Below are 20,177 nucleotides of genomic sequence, written 5' to 3'. Positions count from 1 at the left end.
TCACGCCGCGCCCTTGATTTCGACATACTGCACCACCTGACCAGAGAACCTCTCAAGTAACTGGCGACGCCGCCCCTGGTAATCCTCGATACTGCGCCGCTTCACCGGACCAAAGCCGCGTATGTTCTCCGCCAGACCCAGTAATGCAATCCCATCACGGTAATTGTGCTCTGTAAGCGCCGCGACAACCTGTTCGATGTCATCGATATACTCCTGAAGAAGATGCCGTTCCATGCGGCGCTCATCGCTGTAACCAAAGATGTCCCAACGGCTGCCACGCAGCCCTTTCAACTTCGCCAGCACGCGGAAGACCGGCAATAACCAGGGGCCAAAGTCCCGTTTAAGCGGTTCACCGCTGTAGGGGTCGGTGCGACTTAACAAGGGCGGAGACAGATGAAAGCGCAGGCGGTAATCACCCTCGAATTGCTCCGCCAGCTGCGCCTGAAAATCGCCGTCAGTAAACAAGCGGGCGACCTCGTATTCATCCTTGTACGCCATCAATTTGTGCAAGCTGCGCGCCGCCGCTGTGGTCAACGGCAATTCAACGGCGTGATTGGGCAGATTCATCTCGGCGACGCGAACCTGTTTCAGCAGTTCGGTATAGCGATCGGCGTAGTCCTTGTCCTGATATTTGCGCAGGTGCTCCGCCCGATACGCAATGATGTCGTTCAGCTCTGTCAAAGGCTGCCAGGGGACACCGGATACGCCGGAAATACGGCGCACCGCGGACTCATCGACGACACAGCGTCGCCCCCACAAAAACGCCTGCTGATTAAATTCCACCGACACGCCATTGAGGGCGATGGCATCGTGAATAGCCTCTGCCGACACCGGTATATACCCCATCTGAAAGGCGTAACCGAGCATAAAGAAATTACTGGCAATACCGTCGCCCAGCAGATGGCGGGCAATGTCGCTGGCCTCGATAAATGCCACCTTTTCCTTGCCTACCTCTTCCTCAATCAAGCGTTTCATCGACTCCGCCGGAAATTGCGCATCGGGGTCGTAAACAAATTCCGAGGTCGGCGCTTCGTTGCTGTTTATCACCGCATAGCTGCGCTCGACATTCACCTTGGCGATAGCCTCATCGGTCACGCTGACCACAAGATCGCAACCAATCAACAGGTCAGCGTCACCCGCAGGGATACGCACAGCACAGATATCCGACTGTTGCCGGGCTATTCGAAGGTGGCTTACCACCGGGCCAAACTTTTGCGCGAGCCCGGTCTGATTCATGGTTGCACAACCCTTGCCCTCAATATGGGCCGCCATGGCCAGTACCGCGGTAATCGTCAACACTCCGGTGCCACCGACACCGGTCACCACGATATTCCAGGGTTGGGCCAAGGGGGGCTGACTAGGCTCCGGCAGCGGCGCGAACTCGGTCACCGACTCCGCCGCACGATTCTTTTTCAGCCGACCGCCGATAACCGATACAAAGCTGGGGCAAAACCCCTTCACACAGGAATAGTCCTTGTTACAGGCACTTTGATCTATTGTGCGCTTACGCCCCAGTTCCGTCGCGAGGGGTTGCACCGACAGGCAATTGGATTTCTTGCCGCAATCACCACAACCCTCGCACACCGCCGCGTTGATCAGCACTCGGCGATCGGGGTCGTCCATTAAGCCGCGCTTGCGCCGACGCCGTTTCTCCGCAGCACAGGTCTGTTCATAAATCAGCAAAGTGGTACCTTCCACCTGCCGCAACATTTCCTGCACCTGCATGATTTCGTCCCGGTGGTGAAGGGTCAGGCCATCGCCCTCGACCAAATCACTGCGCCGAGTGTCCTCAGACACAACAGCGATGCGCTTGACCCCCTCGCCTCTCAGTTGCTGCACAATCTGGCTGACACTGAGACTGCCATCAACAGGCTGACCGCCGGTCATCGCTACGGCGTCGTTGTAGAGCAATTTGTAGGTAATATTGGTTCCGGCAGCGATGGACTGGCGAATGGCCAGAATCCCCGAGTGGAAGTAGGTGCCGTCGCCCAGGTTCTGGAACACATGGGGAGTTTCGACAAAAGGCGCCTGCCCCACCCAGGTGACCCCTTCACCGCCCATCTGGGTAAAAGTCTGCGCGGGACGGCTGGCCATAAAGGTGCCCATGTAATGGCAACCTATACCGCCAAGGGCGATACTGCCGGCGGGCAATTGGGTTGAGGTGTTGTGAGGACACCCAGAACAATAGTGTGGCAGGCGCGCGATTTTTTGCCGATGACTGGCCAGCGACTGCTCCTTCTGCTGGTAAAAGCTGAGACGCTTTTCGATGTCCTCACTTTGATAGAAACGGCGTATTCTCGCCGCGATAGCCCGAGCCACCATCGCCGGAGTGAGTTCGCTCAAATTTGGCAGCAGCTCTCGGCCATGCTCGTCAAATTCACCTATCACCCGGGGCCGCTTATCCACCGGCCAGTTATATAATTGGCCGGTGAGCTGATCCTCGATAATGGAGCGCTTTTCCTCCACCACAAGAATCTCCTCCAGACCGCTGGCAAAGGCGTGGGTCGTTACCGGTTCCAATGGCCAGGGCATACCGACCTTATGTACTCGAATGCCAATTTCACCCGCCTTGGCGCGATCAATCCCCAGATCTTCCAATGCCTGCAACACATCGAGAAAGGCCTTGCCGCTGGTGATAATGCCCAGCCGTGCCCGGTCGCTATCCACCGCGGTGTAATTGAGCTTGTTGACTCGGGCAAACTCCCGTGCAGCATAGATTTTATAGCGGTTCAGACGGCGCTCCTGATCCAGCGGGGCATCGGGCCAGCGCAGATGCACGCCGTCTTCAGGCAAGGAGAAATTTTCAGGAATAACAATGCTAATACGATGGGGGTCGATTTCCGCAGAAATCGCTGAGTCCATATTTTCGGTGATGGCCTTGAGGGCAACCCAGGCACCACAATAGCGCGACATCTCCCAACCGAAAATACCGAGGTCCAGCACCTCTTGCACATTGGCCGGTGCCAGTACCGGAATCGACGCCCCCATAAAATTGTGCTCCGACTGGTGGGGCAAGCTGGACGACTTCGCGGCGTGATCGTCCCCCGCTACCGCGAGTACACCGCCGTATTTCGACGTACCCGCCGCATTGGCATGTTTAATGACATCCATGCTGCGATCGACACCCGGCCCCTTGCCGTACCACATGCCGAACACGCCATCGAATTTGGCGCTGGGGTGCAGACCAACCTGTTGGCTACCCCACACCGCGGTCGCGGCCAGATCCTCATTGACACCGGGAACAAAGGTGATTTGGTGTTTATCAAGGTATTTCTGCGCCTTCCACAGGGTCTGATCGAGACTGCCCAGTGGCGAACCCCGGTAGCCGGAAATAAAGCCTGCGGTATTGAGGCCCCGCTCCAGATCTCGCTGATGCTGTAAAATCGGCAAGCGCACCAATGCTTCAATACCGGTGAGGTAGGCGCGGGTAGTATCCAGCGCATACTTGTCGTCAAGACTGATCGGTTTTCCCTGCATGACACACCTCACTACGATCCAGCACCTGTACATATAATAGGCACTGGCGCCGGCAAGAGTTATGCGATTTACACCATTGCGCGTCTAATTGTGGACGGATTAATACCCCAAAAAGCTAAATTCGGAATAAATTATTCGGGCTTCAACACAAAAAGCTGTACTCAGCCCGCAATACCCCCTTTTGCAGTGCTTTTCAGCTAAGATAACGGCTTTATGGAACAACTTCTTTTTAAACACCTACCACCAACACAAAAACCTCATACCTCAGAGCCTCAAACCAAGGGTTACAAACACTATGGTTAACACTGCGCAGGCACCATGCTGAACGTCGATCAATTCCGACAAACTCCGCCCCCCGGCGGCGACATACCGGCGCTGGGTCTGAATCCCCGTCTTACTCCCCTTAACGGAGCCCATGTCCGCAGCCAGCTAAGCCTGGCAGAACACACCTGCCTGCCCACCCAACGACGTGCCGCACTGATTATGCTGCGTCGCATCGCGGACTATTTTGAAGTCATCGGTTATGTGCCGCCGATTATCACCCGTTCACGTAGCGAAATCGGCCTGGCCCTGGGGCCTTGGCTGGTCAATGCCAACGGCTATCAACGTGAACAACACCCCGTCCCACTGTCTCCGCTGTGGAAGGACCCCGAGCAAATCTTCCGTCGCGCGCGTTTTCTCTGCGCTGATGCCGCACTCAGACTGGCCCAATGGGAATGTGAACAGGAGGTGCCGGAGTCGGCGGAATTGTTGCGACTGGCGCGCCTAGCGGCATTGAGCGCCCTGCAAAGCAACCGTTTGACCTCCCGCCGCTGGATCTCATCAAGGCGGCATTTCACCACCAAACAGTTCGTTGAACACATCATCGACACTGCGGAACAGGCCGAAACCGCGGTCTTTAACCCAGGCAAGCACTCCGGCGAATTTATTCCCGCCCCCTGAACCTGCCATCATTCTGAAAAAAATCGCTTTCTTTTGCCGGCACGAAAGTTGACGTTAACGTCAACGTAAGGTTAATATTTCCCCACACATAAAAATCGACGCCAATGCCATGAAGACCTACTCAATTTCCGAGCTCGCTGCAGAGTTTGATCTGACCACCCGCAGCATACGTTTTTATGAAGAAAAGGGTCTGCTACATCCCGAGCGCCGGGGGCAGACCCGTATATTCAGTGCCGCCGACCGCACCAAGTTGCGGCTGATTCTACGGGGAAAGCGCCTTGGGCTGTCGCTGGATGAGAGTCTCGACATTATTCATATGTACGACCCCGAGCGAGACAACAGTCCCCAGCTACACTCTTTAATCAACAAGATTCGCGAAAAGCGAGAAATGCTGCAGCGCCAGCTCAACGACATCCACACCCTGCTTGCCGACCTGGATGACGCCGAAGCCCGCTGCGCCGAAGCGCTGACACAAATTCACGGTAACTCCACGACGACTTCCAGCACAGAGGACTAATAACATGAGTAACAGCTACCCCAGCTTGAATTTCGACCTTGGTGAAGACATCGACATGCTGCGGGAAACAGTGCAGCGTTTCGCGCGGGATGAAATAGCCCCCCGAGCCGAGCAGATCGACAAGGAAAACCAGTTCCCTCTGGACCTGTGGCGTAAATTCGGTGATCTGGGTCTGCTCGGCATGACCGTCAGTGAAGAATTTGGCGGCAGCGATATGGGCTACCTGGCCCACGTTGTGGCTATGGAAGAAATCAGCCGTGCGTCGGCCTCTGTGGGTTTGTCCTACGGCGCTCACTCCAACCTGTGTGTTAACCAGATCTTCAAGAACGGCAACCAGGCGCAAAAGGAAAAGTACCTGCCCAAGCTATGCAGTGGCGAACATATTGGCGCATTGGCCATGTCTGAGCCCAACGCCGGCTCCGATGTGGTCAGCATGAAGCTGCGCGCCGACAAGAAGGGCGATCACTATATTCTTAACGGCGCAAAAATGTGGATCACCAACGGCCCCGACGCCCACACCTATGTGATCTACGCCAAAACCGATCCCCAGGGCGGCTCCAAGGGCATGAGCGCCTTTATTGTTGAGCGTGACTACCCTGGTTTTTCCCGCAGCCCGAAGCTCGACAAGCTCGGCATGCGCGGCTCCAACACCTGTGAGTTGGTATTCCAGGATTGTGCGGTACCCGCAGAAAATCTTATCGGCAAGGAAGGCGACGGTGCAAAGATCCTGATGAGCGGTCTGGACTACGAACGTACTGTGTTGTCAGGTGGCCCCACCGGCATTATGCAGGCTTGCATGGACATCGTGGTGCCCTACCTTCACGAGCGTAAACAGTTCGGCCAGGCGATTGGCGAATTCCAGTTGATGCAGGGCAAGCTGGCCGACATGTATTGCGACCTCAACGCCTCCCGCGCCTACCTCTATGCGGTCGCCAAGAGCTGTGACCGCGGTGAAGAAACCCGCAAGGACGCCGCAGCGGTGATTCTGTACACCGCTGAAAAAGCCACTCAGATGGCCTTGCAGGCAATTCAAACCCTCGGCGGCAACGGTTACATCAACGACTACGCTACCGGTCGCCTGCTGCGCGATGCCAAGCTCTATGAAATCGGTGCGGGCACCTCCGAGGTACGCCGCATGCTGATCGGCCGGGAACTGTTTAAAGAAACTGCCTGACCCACAGACTGATTCGGCCAACGGATAAATAAAAAGGAACTTCCATGAGTGTTCTGCACAGTAAACTCGACCGACACAGCAGTGACTTTCAGGCCAACAGCGCCGCTATTGAAGAACAGGTCACCGCACTTAAAAAAGCTACAGCGCGGATCAGCGAGGGCGGCGGTGCCGTTGCCCGCGAGCGCCACCACAGTCGCGGAAAGCTTCTGCCCCGGGAACGTATCGACGGCTTGCTCGACCCCGGCGCGGCCTTTCTCGAGCTTTCCCAGCTCGCCGCCGAAGGGGTCTACGGCGAAGATATTCCCGCTGCCGGCGTCGTTGCAGGTATCGGCTTGGTATGCGGCATTGAGTGCATGATTATCGCCAACGATGCCACCGTAAAGGGCGGCTCCTACTACCCCCTCACGATAAAAAAGCATCTGCGCGCCCAGGCCATCGCCGAGCAAAATCACCTGCCCTGCATCTACCTGGTGGACTCCGGCGGCGCCAACCTGCCCCGCCAGGACGAGGTATTCCCCGACCGCGACCATTTCGGCCGTATCTTCTACAACCAGGCCAATATGTCGGCGAAAAACATTCCCCAAATTGCCGTAGTGATGGGCTCGTGCACCGCCGGTGGCGCCTATGTTCCCGCCATGGCTGACGAAACCATTATTGTTCGTCAACAGGGCACCATCTTTCTTGCCGGCCCACCACTGGTAAAAGCAGCGACCGGTGAAGTGGTTACTGCCGAAGAACTCGGCGGTGCCGATGTACACTGTCGCGAATCCGGTGTCGCCGACCACTACGCAGAAAACGACGAACACGCTTTGCAATTGGCGCGTCAGGCGGTGTCCAAACTGAACCGCCGCAAACCCCGCCAACTTGATGTCACCGAGAGTGTAGAGCCCCTGTACGATCCGAAGGAGCTCTACGGCGTCATTCCCGCTGACAGCCGCAAGCCCTACGATGTGCGCGAGGTTATTGCCCGCATCGTCGATGGCTCTGACTTCGACGAATTCAAGGCTCTCTACGGCAGCAGCCTGGTGTGTGGCTTCGCCCGTCTCTATGGCCACCCTATAGGCATCGTCGCCAACAACGGCATTCTCTTCAGTGAATCTGCACAAAAAGGCGCCCACTTCATCGAGCTCTGTGCCAAGCGCAAAATACCGCTGGTCTTTCTGCAAAACATCACCGGCTTTATGGTGGGTAAACAGTACGAGGCCGGTGGTATTGCCCGCCACGGCGCCAAGATGGTCATGGCAGTTGCCTGTGCCAAGGTGCCCAAATTTACCGTGGTAATTGGTGGCTCGTACGGCGCCGGCAACTACGGCATGTGTGGCCGCGCCTACGAGCCCCGCTTTATGTATATGTGGCCCAACGCCCGTATTGCGGTTATGGGGGGCGAGCAAGCCGCCGGGGTACTCGCCGACATCAAGCGCGCCCAGCACGAGCGCAAGGGCGAGACCTGGAGCGACGATAAGGAAAAAGCCTTCAAACAGCCGATTCTGGACAAGTTTGAAGAGCAGAGTCATCCCTTCTACGCCTCCGCACGCCTGTGGGACGACGGCGTAATAGACCCCGCCGATACCCGCCGGGTGCTGGGCATGAGTCTGTCTGCCAGCCTCAACGCTCCGATCGAAGACACCACCTTTGGCGTGTTCAGAATGTAGGGAGACCCGGCATGAGTTATACCGCTTGCAAAGTCGCGATCGACGACAATGGCATCGCCACCCTTACGATGAGCCGTCCGGAGATCCATAACGCTTTCGACGATAAGGTTATCGCCGAGCTGCGCCATATTCTCGGCGATCTGGCCACTCAGGCTAGTGTCCGGGTGTTGGTGTTGGCGGCCGAGGGCAAGAGTTTTTCCGCCGGTGCCGATGCCAGCTGGATGCGGCGAATGGCCGGCTACAGCCACGCTGAAAACCGCCGCGACGCTCAGGAATTGGCGGGGTTGATGCAACAACTCGACCGTTTCCCCAGCCCGACCGTGGCCAGGGTGCAGGGTGCGGCCTTTGGTGGTGGCGTCGGTCTGGTGGCCTGCTGCGATTTTGCCATCGCCAACCGGCGCGCCAGTTTTTGCCTCAGTGAAGTCAAAATCGGACTGATTCCCGCCACCATCAGCCCCTATGTCATCGCGGCGATAGGTTCGCGGGCCGCGCGGCGCTACGCCATCAGTGCAGAACGCTTTGGTGCCGAGCAGGCCAAGCAACTGGGGCTGGTCAGTCAGTGCGTTGACGACGATCAGCTCGATGACACCGTTGCCGCCTTTTGCAGCGGCCTGCTGAATAACAGCCCTGCAGCAATGCGCGCGGCAAAAACGTTGATACAGGACTACCAGGCGCGGGACATAGACAACGCGCTGATTCAGGACAGCTGCACTCGCATTGCCGATATACGGGTTTCGCCCGAAGGTCAGGAAGGCCTCAGTGCCTTCCTCGAAAAACGTCAGGCCTCATGGATACGGAAGCATAACAATGTTTAATAAAATACTGATCGCAAACCGTGGCGAAATAGCTTGCCGCGTTATCAAAACCGCCCGCCGCATGGGTATCGCCACCGTTGCGGTATACAGCGACGCCGACCGCGACGCCCTGCACGTCGCCATGGCCGACGAGGCAGTCTGCATCGGCCCCGCACCCGCCAATGAGTCATACCTCATTCCGGAAAAAATTCTCGCCGTGGCAGCACGTACCGGCGCCCAGGCCATTCATCCGGGCTACGGCTTCCTCTCCGAGAACGCGGCCTTTTGCCGCGCTTGTGATGAACAGGGCATCGTCTTTATCGGCCCCCCGGTCGGTGCAATCGAGGCAATGGGTTCCAAATCCGCCGCCAAAGCCATTATGAGCGAAGCCGCTGTGCCCCTCCTCCCCGGCTATCACGGTGACGACCAAAACCCCGAACTGCTCAAAACCTCGGCCAAAGACATTGGCTACCCCGTATTACTCAAGGCCAGCGCCGGTGGCGGCGGTAAGGGTATGCGGATTGTCTGGAGCGCCGACGACTTTGACTCAGCACTGGCGGCCACCCGACGCGAAGCCCTGAACGCCTTTGGCGACGATAAAATTCTGGTCGAGAAATTTTTGACCGGGCCACGCCATGTAGAGATTCAGGTGTTTTGCGATGGCCACGGCAATGGCGTGCATTTATTCGAGCGTGACTGCTCCCTGCAGCGCCGACACCAGAAAGTAATCGAAGAAGCCCCGGCGCCGGGTATGACAGTCGATCTGCGCAACGCCATGGGCTCAGCTGCCATTCAAGCTGCCCAGGCTATCGGTTATGTCGGCGCAGGCACAGTGGAATTTTTGTTGGGCGACAACGAAGAGTTCTACTTTATGGAGATGAACACCCGTCTCCAGGTCGAACACCCGGTCACCGAAATGATCAGCGGCCAGGATCTGGTCGAGTGGCAGCTGCGCGTTGCCTACGGCGAAACCCTGCCCTGTAATCAGGACGAACTGCAAATCAATGGCCATGCCTTTGAGGCACGGATTTACGCCGAAGACCCGGACAATCAGTTTCTGCCGCAAACCGGGCAACTGAAATACCTGCGTTTTCCCGCCGCCAGCGACCACGTGCGTATCGACTCCGGCGTACGACAGGGCGACGCGATCAGCATGTATTACGATCCGATGATCGCCAAACTGATTGTCTGGGGTGAGGACCGTGCCAGTGCCCTGCGTCAATTGTGCAAGGCTCTTGAAGACACCGCCATTGCCGGTCTGGCCACCAACACCCACTACCTGCGTGAGCTAGCGGGTCACCCGGAGTTTGCTGCCGCCAACTTCGACACCGGCTTTATCGACAAGCACTACACGGAAATGCATGACAGCAAGATGGCCCGCCGTGAGGCCCGCTTCGCCGAATCCAAAGCACTCGCCGCCCTGCTGTTGTTGCTGAACGAACAATCACAGCAACCTGAGGGGCCCTGGGCTGTCCACAACTGGCGCTCTGCTCTGCCCGCGCGTCGCCAGCTTGACTTGACCATCGGCGGTGAACGCCAATCACTGGAAGTGGAAACCCTCAGCGCCGGCAACTGGCAGCTCAACGACGGTGAACAGCTATTTTCAGTGTCCGGCACACTGGACAACGACCGCCTGAAAGCGACCGTTAACGGCTACCAGCAGTACTACAGCTGGTGCGCCGACGGCGACAGCTATTGTCTGTTCCTGCCCGAAGGGCCGCTGTCTTTCTCCCGCTACGCCTACAGCATGGAAGCAGCCGAACAACACGGCGGACTGCTCGCGCCAATGAACGGCCGCGTAGTCAGTTTGCTGGTCTCCCCTGGCCAGGCAGTTAAAAAAGGTGAAGTGCTGATGATTATGGAAGCGATGAAGATGGAGCACAGCGTGACTGCACCTGCCGACGGCACCGTAGACAGCTTTCACTATGCCGAGGGCGAGCTGGTTGAGGGTGGTGCCAGCTTGCTGGACTTCAGCGACGCCAGCGGGGAGTAAGGGGCCGTGATTCCGAAGCAGGTTAAAATCGTCGAAGTCGGCCCCCGTGACGGGCTGCAAAACGAAGCCACGCCAATTCATCACGACGACAAACTGGCACTGATTGACGGCCTGGCCGACGCTGGCCTTCGCGCCATCGAAGCAGGTAGTTTTGTCAACCCGAAGTGGGTGCCGCAAATGGCCGGCAGCGGCGACGTTTTTGCTGCCTTGCAACGCCGCCCGGGCGTGGTGTACAGCGCCCTTACCCCGAATCTGCGCGGTTTCGAGCAGGCTTTGGCCGCAGGTGTCGATGAAGTTGCGGTTTTCGCCGCGGCCTCGGAGGGGTTTTCACGAAAGAATATCAATTGCAGTGTGGCGGAAAGCTTGCAGCGCTTTGAGCCCGTCATGGTTGCCGCCAGCGCCGCCGGGGTTCCGGTACGTGCCTATGTGTCATGCGTTATTGCCTGCCCCTACGATGGCCGCATCGACGCCAGCAATGTACTGAACGTCACCCGCGCCCTGCTTGACCTCGGCTGCTACGAGGTGTCACTCGGCGACACTGTTGGCCAGGCTACCCCGGCCGATACACGACGGCTGCTGGACACACTTCTGTCTGCAGTCCCGGTGGGGCAGCTCGCCGCTCATTTCCACGACACCTACGGACAGGCCCTCGCCAATACCCTGGTGGCGCTTGACTACGGCATTGCCACCATCGACAGCTCTGTTGCCGGCCTGGGAGGCTGCCCCTATGCTCGGGGCGCCTCGGGTAATTTGGCTACTGAAGATCTGGTGTATATGCTCAACGGCATGGATATTGAGCACGGCGTTAATCTCGACAAATTGATTGCCGCCGGCAACCGCATCTCGGCGGCACTCGGCCGGCGAAATCAGTCCAAAGTCGCCCAAGCCCTCACACCACCGCCAGCTGGCTGAACACACCGCGGGGAATGCCGTCCTCAGTGCGGCAAGTAATCCCCGCCATTCACATCCAAGGCCGCACCGGTAATGGCGCAGGCGTAATCGGAGCCGAGGAAAATGGCGGCTTTGGCGCAGTCGCCATCCTCAGGAATTCGGCGCAGCGGTATCGTCGACGCCACCGCGGCCTTCTGTTGCTCGACGGTTGGGCCACCGGCCGCCGCCGTCGCCTCAAAATATCCTGCGACCGAGGGTCCCCACATCCAGCCCATATACGCGGTATTCACGCGGATATTATCTGGCCCCAGCTCTAACGCAAGATGGGCGGTGGCGCCGGTTAACGCGGCTTTGGACGCTGCATAGCCTCCCTGCGTCGGCATCGGACGACGGGTGACCATTGAATTTATCATCACAATCGCACCGCCGCCCTGAACTTTCATTTGCGGGACAACCGCCAGCGTCAGCGCCATGGTGCCAAAAAAATTAACATTCATCGTATCACGCCAACCATCCAGCCTGGCCTGCGCGATCGGCGCGAATTCGCCGGGAATGTAGGCACTGTTAAACAGGACGTCGATTCGACCGTAATGCGCTACCGCCGCCGATGCAAGCTCCCCACACTGCTCTGCATCACTGATATCGCACACCCGCTTCAACACTTCATTGTTGAGTCCGGCTTCACGGATACGTAATTCGGCGTCATCCAGTTTGCTCGCGGTACGGGCGCAAATAACCAGCGAAGCGCCTTGTTTGGCGGCCTCCAGTGCCAGCTTTTCACCCAGCCCCGGCCCGATTCCCGACACAATCACAACCTTGTTTTTCAGCAGCATGACACACCTCTATTATTCTGATGACGACAGCCTATCCCAGCTTTAAAGCAGCCAACACCATCCAATCGGACGGGGGCTTCGTAACAGTGACTAAAGCTATGGGTTATACTTCTGTAGCATTCGCATACCCGATGATTCACCCAGCGACGTCAAATAAGGAACACAGAATGAAAAAACACCTCAGCCTGCTCACCGCGGCATTATTGATAAGCCACAATAGCTACGCTGATGTTGGCATCGGTGTCACTGCGTCGACCGTCGGTGCAGGTCTGGAGGTGTCTTACGGGTTCTCTGACTATTGGAGCGCCCGTCTTGGGGGCTTGGTCGGCGACATTGATATCGACTTCAGCGGCGAGGACAACAATGGCATTGAGGGCGACGAGCTCACCTACGATGCCAATATTGAGTTCCGCAACGCCTATCTCTTTGCCGATTGGCACCCCCGCGGCAAAGTCTTTCGCCTTACCGCCGGCACCGTCATCAACAATACCAAGGCTCGTATTGTGACCCGCTGTGAGGAGAACTCGCCGATCCCCAACACCACAAATTGCGAATTCGGTAACAGCCGTTTCTCCTCAGCGGTGCTCGGCGACGTTATCACGAACATCAGCTTCGATCCGCTCAGCCCTTACATAGGCCTTGGTTGGGGTTATAACAATCGCGGGGGGTTTAATTTCAGTGCCGACCTGGGTATCGCTTACGTGGGCGACGCCGACGTTAAGATGCGCTCTACGGGAACCTGCAACGACAATGAGCAATGTCGTCAGGGCATCAAGGACGAGCAAAAAGAAGTCAAGAACGAGCTGGAGGACTATCGCTTTCTACCCTTGGCGCTGATTTCTCTCAACTACCAGTTTTAGATACTGGTAGCATCGCCGCTACGGCAGCTGAGCTGGCAGGGTCAGCAATACCTCTGTGCCCTGCCCGGGCGCGCTGTTTACCTCGACAGTACCCTTCAAACGCTGGGTCACGAGATTGAACACAATATGCATCCCCAGGCCGCTGCCGCCACTGCCGCGCTTGGTGGTAAAAAACGGTTCAAATATGCGATCGCGAATATCTTCGCTCATACCGCAGCCGTCGTCCCGGTAGCTGATTTTTACCATGCCCTCTGCGTCGACACGACTGACCGCGATCGAAATCGTCCCCTTCTCGTCCTTGTTGTAGCCGTGGATCATGGAGTTCATTAACAGGTTGGTGAAGATCTGCGAAATCGCCCCGGGCACCGAGTTAATCTCGATGTCCTCATCGCAGCTGACGTTCACACTGACCTTGGTCTGGCGTATGTTTGGGTTAAGGCTTAGCAAGGTATCTTCGAGATATTTTTTGACATTGAATTGCCGACGCTCGAAATTTGTTTGATCCACCGCAACTTGCTTAAAACTTTGAATCAAATCTGCCGCCCGCTGGAGGTTTGCCAGAATAATGTCAGAGCTTTCCTTGCAGTGCGTAAAATAGTTCTGCAAATCGCTGTTCGTCAGCTTGCCTTCCGCGTAGCGCTGATCGGTGGTCCTGGTGACCGAATGCAGGGTAGACGCAGCGGTGACACTGACCCCAACGGGCGTATTGATCTCATGAGCTACCCCCGCCACCAGACCACCCAGAGACGCCATTTTTTCGGTATCGACCAACTGCTTACGGGTGGCGTTGAGGTTTTCCACCACTTTCCGCAACTCGATATTTGCCAGGTCCGCCTGCTGAACCCGCATATTCAACTCTTCCTGAGCACTCGCCAGGCTGTCGTCTCGCAGTTCAATCTGCCGCAACATTTCATTAAAATTGGTGATAAGTTCGCCAATTTCATCGTCGCCATGACGCTCCGCACGGTGGGAGTAATCACCGGTAGATGACACATTTCTCACGGTGTTCAACAGCGCGACAATCGGCGCGCCGATAATCGCAAGAATCCACGTCGAGATCATCACCGCCAAGACCAGACTGATCACCGTGGCGATCAGCATCACCAGGGCATCAAAGCGCGTTGTCGCCCACAGGTCAGTCAGTTCCCGTTCGAGGTACAAGCCTCCCAGCCGCTCGTCGTCCAGCGAGATATCCCGCCACTGGGCAATCCTGTCCGTCCCCATATGCCGCCCTTCCTGTGGCCGGGGAGGACACGGAGTGACATTGCTATCGCGATAGTAATGCGCGAAAAGCACGTGGCTATCGCCATTGCGGGTGTATACACAGGCTTTTAACACCTCCTGCATCGCCCGCAGTGACGACAGCGCTTCGGAGGCGGCATCGGCATCGTTAAAACTGAGCGCCGCCGCCGTATTCAAGCCAAACACCTCGTTTACCGCAACCAGGTTTTTGGCCAGGGTATCGCGATAGTTAAACCAGTTGTACACGGCAAAAAATACTTCCGTCACCAGCAGCAACACCGCAACCGTGCCGGTAATCGACACAAACAGCTTGGTTTTGATCGGTAAATCGCGAATTGCCATTGAGAGCCTTAAAGTGCCTTTGCTGTTAGTCCCTATGGACAGTTTTTGCCAGCTGCAACAACCTGGAGCTGACCACAAGACCGGAATCCAACGCACGCCCTTGATGAATTTCAAACCGGAGTTTATCGTCGACCAGTACGAACTGAATAATACCGCCGTTTTGGATAAAGTCTTCAGCGTCGGAGACGCTGAGAATGGATCGCCCTTTGATGGCTATCAGCCACTCCGTCGCATTTGCCCGCTCATCATCGATAAAAGCGACATGGCAACCCTCCAGGTCTTCGCTGCGCCGCATTGTGCGACTTTCCAGTTTTCGGCCATCTATCGAGGCATCCTCTATCGCCAGTGCAACGGCACGCGAGAACTCCTGGTTGGCCAGAAGACAAAACTGAAGCTTGCTCCGCTCATCGACAAAACTGGTTTTAGGCCACGCCACAAACTTGGCAAAGTTAAAGACGAAAGCCGCCTTGACTCGATCTTGCAAATTCTGCGCATAGAGCGCCGGAGCGCAGCACAGCAGCAACACTCCAGCCAGCAACGACAGTCTGGTGCGTTTTTTATCAGGCATCGTTAAAATGTCCACTCGATCTGGCCGTGGATACTGCGCTGAATTTCCGCCCCGCCGCCAAACTCACTGTGACTACTGTCGTTGATACTGCTGCCCCGCACAGATAACTCAATGTGGTGACTATACAGCCAGCGCAGATTGATATCGACGACATAGTAGTCATCGACTTGCTGATCCGGCAAATCATCCACCCAGCGAGTGCTCATAAACACGCTCACGCGGTCATTGACATCCCAGTCGGCCTGTATCTGAAACTGGTTCTGCGCATCGTTGGCATCGTTGTCGGCGATACTCTGATCGCGGCTGCCCTTGACGGCGGCAATATCCAGATCCAGATACTGATACCCGGCTTGAATATTCAGCGTGGGCACCGGCGTCCACCGCACCGTCAGCTCCGCACCGTGGCTATTCCCTTCACCCTCATTGCTGATGAATACTGGCAAACTTTGAGGTGCGGAGAAATCATCACTCAATCCCCGCAGTTGTTCGTACTCATTGTAAAAAGTCGCCAGGTCGACCGACCATGTAGCGGCAAGGCGCCCCCGGTAACCAAGCTCCATCGCTCGGACAATTTCAGGTCTGAAGGTTTTGTTACCCTGAAAAGCCCCACCCGCCGCGGTGACATCCTGATCCAGACGATTGGGAATCCGCACCGCCCGCGATGCTGCCGCCCACACGCTTTGGTCGTCGCGCAGGCGGTAGCGCAGCCTCAAGCTAGGCTGAAACTCGTCCCCGCTATAGCCATTCCGCTCCCATTTGGCACCGACCGTTAACCTTAGCTTATCGTCGAAAAAATCGATTTGATCCTGAGCAAAAAGGTCAAAGGCTTCGTCGTCGCGATTTTGCGGCACAAACCCCAATACCGAGATATCGTAACTTCCCAGGGAGTCGGAGGAATATTTATAGCCGCCCCCCGCGACCATGTGATGATGTTCAAACACACTGAAACTGTGTTTAAGTTCAAAATCGACGCTTTTCCGGTTTTCGTAATATGTGGCCTTGTCATCAAACTTGCTGTGGTCGTAGATCAAATGCACCGAAGTATCGGACTCACCCCCATGCTGCCGCGTCCAGCGAAGGATCATGTTCTCGCCACTGAAGGTCTCATTCTCCCCGACTGCAGGCGAATAAACTGCACCGCGATAGGCATCGCCCTGTACGGTAATACGATTGCGATCATCAGCGGTTAGATCAACCCGACCACCAATTTGACTGCGTTCCCATGGGTCGTCGTTAGCGCCACCACTCACACGGCCCTGCTCGCGTCGGCTTTGAGTTTGGCCATATACGCGGTAATAGCCCTTGTCACTCAAGGTTGAACCATACCGCCAGGATGCATAAGCATTATGCTCCCCCCCCGCTCCCACGGTTTGCACACCGCCCTGGGTATCAGCGGAAGAGCGGGTAACAATATTCACCACACCATTCACCGCATTAGCCCCCCACAAGGCAGCACCGGGGCCACGAATCACTTCTATCCGCTCAATATCATGGAGCAAAGTATCCTGCACTCCCCATACAACTCCGGAATAAAGCGGCGTATACAGGCTTCGGCCATCCATTAGCACTTCCAGTTTATCGGCAACGGTTCCGTTAAACCCCCGAGCACTGACCGCCCAGCTATTGGAGTCGATTCTCGCGACCTGCAGCCCGGGGATCAAACGCAGGGCTTCCGGAATACTTCTTACCCCGCTCCGCCTAATTGCGTCGCCGTCGAGCACATACACCGCCGCAGCGGTGTCCTGAAGCGACTCTGACCTGCGCGACACCGATACAACCTTGATATTCATCAGGTCTTCAAGGTTCATTTCGGTGAGGGAATCAAGGGCCGCGATTTGACCAAGCGAAGTGCCGAAGGCAAAACTCGATGGCACACAGAGTGTGAGCACAAGAGCCGCTGTACGACCAGAAGACCGGAATATTCGGGGGTGAGCTGTCAGCATGACAAGGGGTTTCCATTTGTTTCTAAATTATTTTAGAGGCATTACTACCCCGCATTATGCCTACCTTAGCGGTAGTCCACTACAATCGCCATAGACGAATTTACCTACACTTCGTCACAGGGCAGTTTGTGACATAAATGATTGAGTGGCATCGTAAAAGATTGCGCTATCTTATTGATTTAAATATGCAACGCAAAACGCCACCAATTTGACAACCCTTAGCGCCGAGACTAGATTCAAAGAACATCCAACATATGGCTCGAGCGCACAGATATGAGTGATGGACGCGGCGCCAACCCTCCGCTACTACCCAACTACGCTTTCTTCACTAGGCTGATGGCGCAATGTATCCCTGTGACAGCGCGAAAACGGCTCGCTTGACGCAGCCACCAAAATTAACTGGTCAGAGGGAAGTCGTTACCACAGAAGTTCGGGAAGGCTCGGGATCACCATTCAGAGAGCAAGGATGAACGACTATAATATTACGGTATTAGTCGTCGACGACGACGAGGTACAACATCAAGTTCTCAAACAGATGCTCGAGGTCATAGGAGTATCAAACGTTTTACTGGCTAACTCCGGGCCAGAAGCAATTTCTGTACTGAACAAATCCGACTCCGTCATTGATGTGCTTGTGCTCGACCTGAGTATGCCAGGCGTTGACGGTATGGAATTGGTCCGGCTCATCGCAGAAGCCCACGCCTCTCCCGCCATTATTATCGTCAGCGCACAGGCCTATCCCATCCTGCTAGGGGTCGGGGAGTTGGTAAGGAGCCATGGGCTGGAATTTCTCGGCGCGGTGCAAAAGCCGGCGACGGCGATTCAGCTGCGCGCAATGTTAAAGAAATATCAGCGGGGCGAACCTTCTGCTTCACCTTCTGATCTTACTTCGATCACTCGAGAAGAAATCGAGTTCGGATTAGAACATCATTATTTTATACCCTTTTTTCAGCCAAAAATTGATCTTGGCACCATGCAGGTCAACGGCTTTGAGATTCTTGCCCGCTACGCCCATCCCCAGCACGGCATTCGCCCTCCCGCTATTTTTATCGAGGCGACGGAGTCACTGAAGCTAATGACCAAAATGACCTGGTCAATTTTATCCCAGGCTATGCAGCGCTTGCTGTCCTGGGGCGAGGTCGGCCAGCATCTGTCCTTGAGCTTTAATGCCAGCCATTCGTCACTGGCCGACACACACTATTGCGCCGAACTTTTCGCCCTGGCGGCGAAATATAATTTTCCACTTAACCGCTTGACCATAGAAGTCACTGAAAACCTTGCTATGACAGACACCAGTCGCTGTCTGGAATCACTGAACCGACTGCGTGTTAATGGAGTCGGCCTGTCTATCGACGATTTCGGCGCCGCCAATTCTTCCCTGCAAGAGCTTTCGCGGGTGCCCTACAGCGAAATCAAGATTGATAGAAGCCTCATCAATGGCGCGGCCCACCAACCCAGGTTGCAGGCCATTCTCAAGCCAACAGTTGAAATCACCAGGGGCCTGGGTGTTACCTCAGTCGCTGGCGGCGTAGAGACACTACAGGATTTCAATTATGTAAAATCTATCGGTTGCGAGCTTGCCCAAGGCTACTATTTTGCCAAGCCGATGCCGATGAACGAAACTTTGACATGGCTAAAGCAATGGAATGAGGACTATCGGAGGACAATCGATTCGGCAACGAAGCGCAAACAAATTGAAGCTGCCGAAGCCATAGCGGAATTGCCCGCTTCTATAGCTGGAAAGAATATTCTAATTGTCGATAGCGACAAATCGTCTTTGATGACGATGCAGCGCATGCTGAATAATCTCGGCTTTGACAATATTCATCGTGGTGTTGACAGTGCTTCGGCGCTGAAATTATTAGCGTCGGAGGCCATCGATTTGCTGATAACCGACCACAATATATCCGGTGAAAGCGGCCTCGAAGTACTAAAAAAAATCCGCGTGGGCGATAGCCGTGCAACCAGATTATTGCCCGTAATACTCGTCACCGCCGCATCAAACGGCTACGAACTGAAAGCGGCACTGCAGCTGGACGTAAATGGATTCATAGTAAAACCCTTGAATCCTGAAATTACGCTGCGAACTATTATGCAAGCACTCGCCGAGATGGATATTGAGCTGGACAGCGTAGACAGCTATCGCGCTGTGCCGACGTGTTTGGACGAAATGGCGCGCATCAGTAGTGAGGAAACCAAGCGCCCTGTCCCAAGCAATACGGGGGTAATAATGAGCCTTGCGCTGAGTGAACTGCGTCCGGGCATGATACTGCTATCTGATGTGCTGACAAGTCGTGGCGCAATTCTGCTCTCTCGAGACACCACTCTGAATCAACGTTTCATTAATCGCCTGGCGCAAATGAAAGAACAACTCACCACCACGGAAGTTAAAGTGCGCGTCAATCGCCCGCCGAATTAGTAATAATGCACAGAGAACAGAAGAGCCACGCCTCACCGCTCTGGTTATTTTTCAGCATTAAAATGTTGTTGGAACGACACTTTTAAAAAATACTCTATCGAAAGGTCATTCGCCAAAGCGGTCGATTAGCCAGGCATTACAGATGCCAAGTAAACCAATAGACGCTCGCCCTTTCGGTGCAACCTTTCAAGCAAGCCTCGCTCTGCGCACTGCTGCTGTTTTCCGCTATCCTCGACAACAGCAAAATCAGCCGCCATATCGTCGAGCTTCAGGCATTGGCACGCTCCCTTTTCTTTATGCGCTATTTCGGCCATTAAATTAAAATTTCCAGCGTCGCTCGCGTTCTGAAGTTCATTCAAACGACCGGGAAGGCGCTCAGCTAACATTTTAAATACACCAAGCACCGCCTCACCATCACCGAGATCTTCCGTTGCCGACGTCAATGCGGCGCTGAATTCTTCGAAGGACTCATCACTCATACGATCCCATCCTTCCAATTACTGTAATGAGGCCTCTCCTTCCCTGGCAGC

Annotated in this window: 15 protein-coding genes; 9 read left to right on the top strand and 6 right to left on the bottom strand. The window is 55.6% G+C overall.

The genetic code is table 11. From position 1 onward, the window contains the following. Positions 1–3,477 carry an indolepyruvate ferredoxin oxidoreductase family protein gene (locus HCU74_RS09600; protein WP_168450221.1) on the bottom strand — a complete coding sequence of 1,159 codons (3,477 nt, stop codon included), beginning with the start codon at positions 3,475–3,477 and terminating at the stop codon, positions 1–3. Positions 3,478–3,795: 318 nt separating this feature from the next. Here HCU74_RS09600 and HCU74_RS09595 point away from each other — a divergent pair, with 318 nt between their 5' ends. From HCU74_RS09595 to HCU74_RS09565, 7 genes are all read left to right on the top strand, one after another. After that, on the top strand, positions 3,796–4,419 hold the full coding sequence (locus tag HCU74_RS09595; RefSeq protein WP_168450220.1) for a hypothetical protein: 624 nt from the start codon (positions 3,796–3,798) through the stop codon (positions 4,417–4,419). A 109-nt stretch (positions 4,420–4,528) separates the two neighbouring features. Beyond that, positions 4,529–4,936, top strand: coding sequence for a MerR family transcriptional regulator (locus HCU74_RS09590; protein WP_168450219.1), 408 nt, complete (start codon positions 4,529–4,531; stop codon positions 4,934–4,936). Between the two features lie 4 nt (positions 4,937–4,940). Further along, complete coding sequence (locus HCU74_RS09585) at positions 4,941–6,110, top strand: isovaleryl-CoA dehydrogenase (RefSeq protein WP_168450218.1); 1,170 nt, start codon at positions 4,941–4,943, stop codon at positions 6,108–6,110. A gap of 44 nt (positions 6,111–6,154) precedes the next feature. After that, complete coding sequence (locus HCU74_RS09580; protein ID WP_168450217.1) at positions 6,155–7,762, top strand: carboxyl transferase domain-containing protein; 1,608 nt, start codon at positions 6,155–6,157, stop codon at positions 7,760–7,762. Between the two features lie 11 nt (positions 7,763–7,773). Continuing rightward, a complete protein-coding gene (locus HCU74_RS09575) occupies positions 7,774–8,577 on the top strand; it encodes an enoyl-CoA hydratase/isomerase family protein (protein ID WP_168450216.1) in 804 nt (267 codons plus the stop codon). Continuing rightward, positions 8,570–10,549 carry an acetyl/propionyl/methylcrotonyl-CoA carboxylase subunit alpha gene (locus HCU74_RS09570; RefSeq protein ID WP_168450215.1) on the top strand — a complete coding sequence of 660 codons (1,980 nt, stop codon included), beginning with the start codon at positions 8,570–8,572 and terminating at the stop codon, positions 10,547–10,549. The genes HCU74_RS09575 and HCU74_RS09570 overlap by 8 nt, the downstream gene beginning before the upstream one ends. 6 nt (positions 10,550–10,555) lie before the next feature. Then, positions 10,556–11,461 carry a hydroxymethylglutaryl-CoA lyase gene (locus tag HCU74_RS09565; protein WP_168450214.1) on the top strand — a complete coding sequence of 302 codons (906 nt, stop codon included), beginning with the start codon at positions 10,556–10,558 and terminating at the stop codon, positions 11,459–11,461. 23 nt (positions 11,462–11,484) lie between these two features. Here HCU74_RS09565 and HCU74_RS09560 read toward each other — a convergent pair whose 3' ends face one another. Then, positions 11,485–12,273 (bottom strand): SDR family oxidoreductase, encoded by a 789-nt coding sequence (locus HCU74_RS09560; RefSeq protein ID WP_168450213.1) that lies wholly within the window; start codon positions 12,271–12,273, stop codon positions 11,485–11,487. A 167-nt stretch (positions 12,274–12,440) separates the two neighbouring features. On the opposite strand from HCU74_RS09560, the gene HCU74_RS09555 reads away from it, so the two are divergent. Next, the gene (locus HCU74_RS09555) at positions 12,441–13,133 is read left to right on the top strand and encodes a hypothetical protein (protein WP_168450212.1); all 693 of its coding nucleotides are present in this window, start codon (positions 12,441–12,443) and stop codon (positions 13,131–13,133) included. Positions 13,134–13,151: 18 nt separating this feature from the next. On the opposite strand, the gene HCU74_RS09550 is transcribed toward HCU74_RS09555, so the two are convergent. Genes HCU74_RS09550 through HCU74_RS09540 form a run of 3 tightly spaced genes read right to left on the bottom strand, consistent with a single transcriptional unit; the run spans position 13,152 to position 17,228 of the window. Then, entirely contained in the window at positions 13,152–14,717 is a 1,566-nt protein-coding gene (locus HCU74_RS09550) for an ATP-binding protein (RefSeq protein ID WP_168450211.1), read from the bottom strand. Positions 14,718–14,742: 25 nt separating this feature from the next. Further along, positions 14,743–15,285: a TOL_0243 family YfiR-like periplasmic protein gene (locus HCU74_RS09545; RefSeq protein ID WP_168450210.1), complete on the bottom strand. Its 543-nt coding sequence runs from the start codon at positions 15,283–15,285 to the stop codon at positions 14,743–14,745. 2 nt (positions 15,286–15,287) lie between these two features. Then, entirely contained in the window at positions 15,288–17,228 is a 1,941-nt protein-coding gene (locus HCU74_RS09540; RefSeq protein WP_168450209.1) for a TonB-dependent receptor plug domain-containing protein, read from the bottom strand. Between the two features lie 466 nt (positions 17,229–17,694). Between HCU74_RS09540 and HCU74_RS09535 the strand changes: the two genes are divergently transcribed. Continuing rightward, the gene (locus HCU74_RS09535; RefSeq protein WP_168450208.1) at positions 17,695–19,647 is read left to right on the top strand and encodes an EAL domain-containing protein; all 1,953 of its coding nucleotides are present in this window, start codon (positions 17,695–17,697) and stop codon (positions 19,645–19,647) included. A gap of 125 nt (positions 19,648–19,772) precedes the next feature. Here HCU74_RS09535 and HCU74_RS09530 read toward each other — a convergent pair whose 3' ends face one another. Then, complete coding sequence (locus HCU74_RS09530) at positions 19,773–20,126, bottom strand: Hpt domain-containing protein (RefSeq protein ID WP_168450207.1); 354 nt, start codon at positions 20,124–20,126, stop codon at positions 19,773–19,775. Positions 20,127–20,177 lie beyond the last annotated feature (51 nt).

Origin of the sequence: Spongiibacter thalassae (assembly GCF_012272835.1) — a bacterium.
In the GTDB taxonomy this organism is placed as follows: domain Bacteria; phylum Pseudomonadota; class Gammaproteobacteria; order Pseudomonadales; family Spongiibacteraceae; genus Spongiibacter; species Spongiibacter thalassae.
Note: the sequence above shows the minus strand (reverse complement) of the source record. Positions and strands in the feature narration are given on the sequence as shown.

Coding starts and splice junctions, on each gene's coding strand:
- HCU74_RS09540 (WP_168450209.1), bottom strand. CDS start 17,228: ATGCTGACAGCTCACCCCCGAATATTCCGGTCTTCTGGTCGTACAGCG.
- HCU74_RS09580 (WP_168450217.1), top strand. CDS start 6,155: ATGAGTGTTCTGCACAGTAAACTCGACCGACACAGCAGTGACTTTCAG.
- HCU74_RS09570 (WP_168450215.1), top strand. CDS start 8,570: ATGTTTAATAAAATACTGATCGCAAACCGTGGCGAAATAGCTTGCCGC.
- HCU74_RS09545 (WP_168450210.1), bottom strand. CDS start 15,285: ATGCCTGATAAAAAACGCACCAGACTGTCGTTGCTGGCTGGAGTGTTG.
- HCU74_RS09535 (WP_168450208.1), top strand. CDS start 17,695: ATGAACGACTATAATATTACGGTATTAGTCGTCGACGACGACGAGGTA.
- HCU74_RS09590 (WP_168450219.1), top strand. CDS start 4,529: ATGAAGACCTACTCAATTTCCGAGCTCGCTGCAGAGTTTGATCTGACC.
- HCU74_RS09595 (WP_168450220.1), top strand. CDS start 3,796: ATGCTGAACGTCGATCAATTCCGACAAACTCCGCCCCCCGGCGGCGAC.
- HCU74_RS09530 (WP_168450207.1), bottom strand. CDS start 20,126: ATGAGTGATGAGTCCTTCGAAGAATTCAGCGCCGCATTGACGTCGGCA.
- HCU74_RS09585 (WP_168450218.1), top strand. CDS start 4,941: ATGAGTAACAGCTACCCCAGCTTGAATTTCGACCTTGGTGAAGACATC.
- HCU74_RS09555 (WP_168450212.1), top strand. CDS start 12,441: ATGAAAAAACACCTCAGCCTGCTCACCGCGGCATTATTGATAAGCCAC.
- HCU74_RS09550 (WP_168450211.1), bottom strand. CDS start 14,717: ATGGCAATTCGCGATTTACCGATCAAAACCAAGCTGTTTGTGTCGATT.
- HCU74_RS09560 (WP_168450213.1), bottom strand. CDS start 12,273: ATGCTGCTGAAAAACAAGGTTGTGATTGTGTCGGGAATCGGGCCGGGG.
- HCU74_RS09600 (WP_168450221.1), bottom strand. CDS start 3,477: ATGCAGGGAAAACCGATCAGTCTTGACGACAAGTATGCGCTGGATACT.
- HCU74_RS09575 (WP_168450216.1), top strand. CDS start 7,774: ATGAGTTATACCGCTTGCAAAGTCGCGATCGACGACAATGGCATCGCC.